2 protein-coding genes and 1 pseudogene are annotated in these 3047 nt (G+C 43.6%); 2 read left to right on the top strand and 1 reads right to left on the bottom strand.

From position 1 onward, the window contains the following. The first annotated feature begins 157 nt into the window (after nucleotides 1-157). A complete protein-coding gene (locus O9300_RS07410; protein WP_287971005.1) occupies nucleotides 158-547 on the top strand; it encodes a hypothetical protein in 390 nt (129 codons plus the stop codon). 35 nt (nucleotides 548-582) lie between these two features. On the opposite strand, the gene O9300_RS07405 is transcribed toward O9300_RS07410, so the two are convergent. After that, nucleotides 583-2433: a polysaccharide deacetylase family protein gene (locus O9300_RS07405; protein WP_287971002.1), complete on the bottom strand. Its 1851-nt coding sequence runs from the start codon at nucleotides 2431-2433 to the stop codon at nucleotides 583-585. Between the two features lie 73 nt (nucleotides 2434-2506). Between O9300_RS07405 and O9300_RS07400 the strand changes: the two are divergent. Next, a pseudogene (locus tag O9300_RS07400) lies at nucleotides 2507-2695 on the top strand (ISAzo13-like element ISMae28 family transposase); the annotation flags it as partial. Nucleotides 2696-3047 lie beyond the last annotated feature (352 nt).

The raw sequence follows: 3047 nt of genomic DNA, 5'->3' as shown, positions 1-3047 counted from the left end.
ATTGCGGGGATCGGGGGAAAATTCAGGTACTTTTTCCCTGAAAATTAGGTAGTTGACCACCTCAAAACTGGTAAAACCCCACACCCCACACCCCACACCCCACACCCTGCCCCCAGGAAAAGCTTTTTCAGCAAACCCTATTTAGATGGAGCTTTACATGGCTAGTCTGGTAGTCAAGCTGGGGGATGCCTTTTTAATCGATACACCCCCTAATAAGCAACATCTCTATATTGCGATCGCAAAGACTTCAGAAAATAGATATTTATTTGTCAATGTTACAACTCGAAGAAGCAGTTCGGAAGCTACTTGTGTGCTTTTGCCCAGCCTTGGTGTCCCGAATTTTATCGTCTGTGAATCCGTGATTGCCTATCAATTTGCCCGGGAGATGGATGCCACGGAATTAGCCAGTTTAATCACTGCGGGTAGTCCGATTCCAAAAGGCTCCTGTTCAGCCACAATTCTCGCACAGATTCAGCAAGGTGGTCTAGTTTCTCGACGACTGAAAAACAAGTACAAAATTGCTCTTAGAGCTTTCTTAGATACATAGCTTCAGCCGTTTTCTGGTTAACAAGTTTTTGTCCCCTAACTCCCCGCAGCACAGGAATCGGCGAAAATTACGCAGGGAATCCCCACATGACTAATGGGAACAATATAGGTTTCTGTTGGGGGAAATAAAGCGACAACGTGGGGAACGGGACGGGGAGTATAATGCACTTGCGATTGGCCTCGATAAGCGAGGGAAGTACTTGCTCCTGAATCCAACATCACCGCCTCCCGAAGGCCTGCCTGTACTAATAATTCTCCCAAAGCCATGGAATCGATCGGGTCTCTGGAAACCCCGATTACTGGCTGTCCTGCCTGATTAATCCCCCAAAAAGCCCGGTGACGCAGGGCATCAAAACCGTAAAGTGTACCAAAGGACTCTCGCGATTGCGGTTGTCCATCTTTGACTAACCAAGCGGCCGCGACAAAAGCATCCGTAACCTTGAGATCATCTCCGGCCTCGGCTGCGATTCCTTCTAGGGTATTATGACGGGCAGGATCAAAAGGAAGATAACGCACCCATCGATCGGTAATGATTACTAAAGGACGACCCTCTAACTTGCCAATTTCTCCCTCATATCCCGGGATAAAGCCGCCATTTTCGCTTAAAACTGGCCCGATCATCTGATTTGAGTCCAATTCCTTGAGAGAGAAAAAACCGCCATCTACAGCCGCAATCGCTTCTGTGCCGGCGATAATTTCCTCCACTTGATAGCGACTATCAGCGTGGATAGTTTTGGGAATACCGCCACTAATCAGAACAAGTGTATTGCTTGGGAATTCCACTTCCCGTTTTTGGATGGTGGTGGCAAAGTTAAAACCGCCATCCCTACGGGGTAAGGGATCACCCCCCCAAGCTTGCGGTACAATTTCTCGCGTGCGCGATTGCCCAAAGCGTCCAATAGTGAGTAAATCGGGGGATTGTCCAGCAAAATGTTCATCGAGGTCATTCATCGATAAAGCCGCCCGATAACCCGCTTTTTTGACGAATTCCTTCACTCGATCGTCCGCCTTCCCTTCCGGATAGGTAAAATAATTAATCGGAATACCCAATTCTTTTTCTAAGATTTGTTTCGATTGCTTGACTTCTTGCTCCAAATCTGCATCGGATAATAACCTTAAATCCCGGGGATGACTGACACTATGGGAGACAATTTGTACTAGAGGATCGGCGGCCATTTCCTGGAGTTGTTGCCAAGTGACACTGGTTCGGCCGGTTTTTTGAGTCATTTTATTGATATAAATCGAGAAAACGGCGGGATAGTTATATTTTCTCAATAAAGGATAGACATACTGGTAATGTCCCCCATAACCATCATCAAAAGTCAATAAAACCGGTTTAGCGGGAAGGGGTATACCTGTCCGCAGATGGGAAATTAACCAATCGATACTGATCGGAGTTGCCCCGATTTCCTGCAAAAATTGAAAATGTGCCTCTAATTCGCCGGGAGTAACATCAAAAAATACCTCTTTTTTTGGTAAAATGTCGTGATACATTAAAATCGGTACTTTTGTCTCTTGAGCGCGGGGATGAATTTCCGGCCAGGGGGCCAATTCGAGTGCTGTTGCCGAGTTATTTTGCCAATTATCGAGACTAATATCGTTTTTTTGGAGAGATAGGGGAACAATCACGCGATCGGAGAGGTTTTTATAGGTTTTACAATCAAAAATTCTCGATATATCCTTAAAAGAACTATTTTCTAGGACATAATCCGCGCATTCCGGTTGAAACTCCCTAAAAGGTGCGGGGAGAGAATCACCCCCCACCAGAGCATTAGAACGAGGATAGAAAGAACTTGCCCAAATAATCAGACAAGTGACGATAAATGCCAAAAATCCGTATAGGGGAAGGAAGGGAAACGAAGATTTTTGCCGAGCTTGCCAACGCATAAGATCAAGTAATAAAGTAAAAAGTAGAAAAGAAAAAGTCAAAAAGCAGATAAGCAGAAGCAGATAGCAGCTCCAAACTATGGCTTGGAAAGGAAAACACCCGATTGTTAAGTTGATTACTGAAACTTACGAAAAAGGAGTAAAGCTTACTAAAAAAGCTATGGAAAAAATTGAAGAAAAAATCGAACGTCTCACAGAATCAACGAATCAAGACTTTCCCAATTTGGGACAATGGTTTATTGATAAGCTGTTAAGCATTTAAATTGCTTGTTGAGACGAGGCAAGAGGCAAGAGGCAAGAGGCAACAGTAAAGGGATTGGGGGAGATTCGGCTAATCTTAAGAATAAGTGCTTTAAATGCGTCTTAGCTTATCTATTATGATAAGACCTAGTTTGTAGTTAACTAAGATGGTTGGCTAAAAACTGTCTTTGATTCTTTAACTTGTCCTTGTTATACTCGAAAAAGCTCGGAAGTATAAAAGTTTATGCTGCCTATTTTTTCGGAAAAATAGGTTGTAATGGGAGACTCTTTGTTTTCCTAGACAAAAATAATTACTTTTTCAAAAAAACACTTTTCTATTTTTTTGTTGGGTATTTTATTCTCTGGAAGTCCCT

It is taken from the genome of Microcystis sp. LE19-195.1E (assembly GCF_027532095.1).
Classification (GTDB): Bacteria; Cyanobacteriota; Cyanobacteriia; order Cyanobacteriales; family Microcystaceae; genus Microcystis; species Microcystis aeruginosa.
This window is presented reverse-complemented; position numbering and strand designations above follow the sequence as displayed.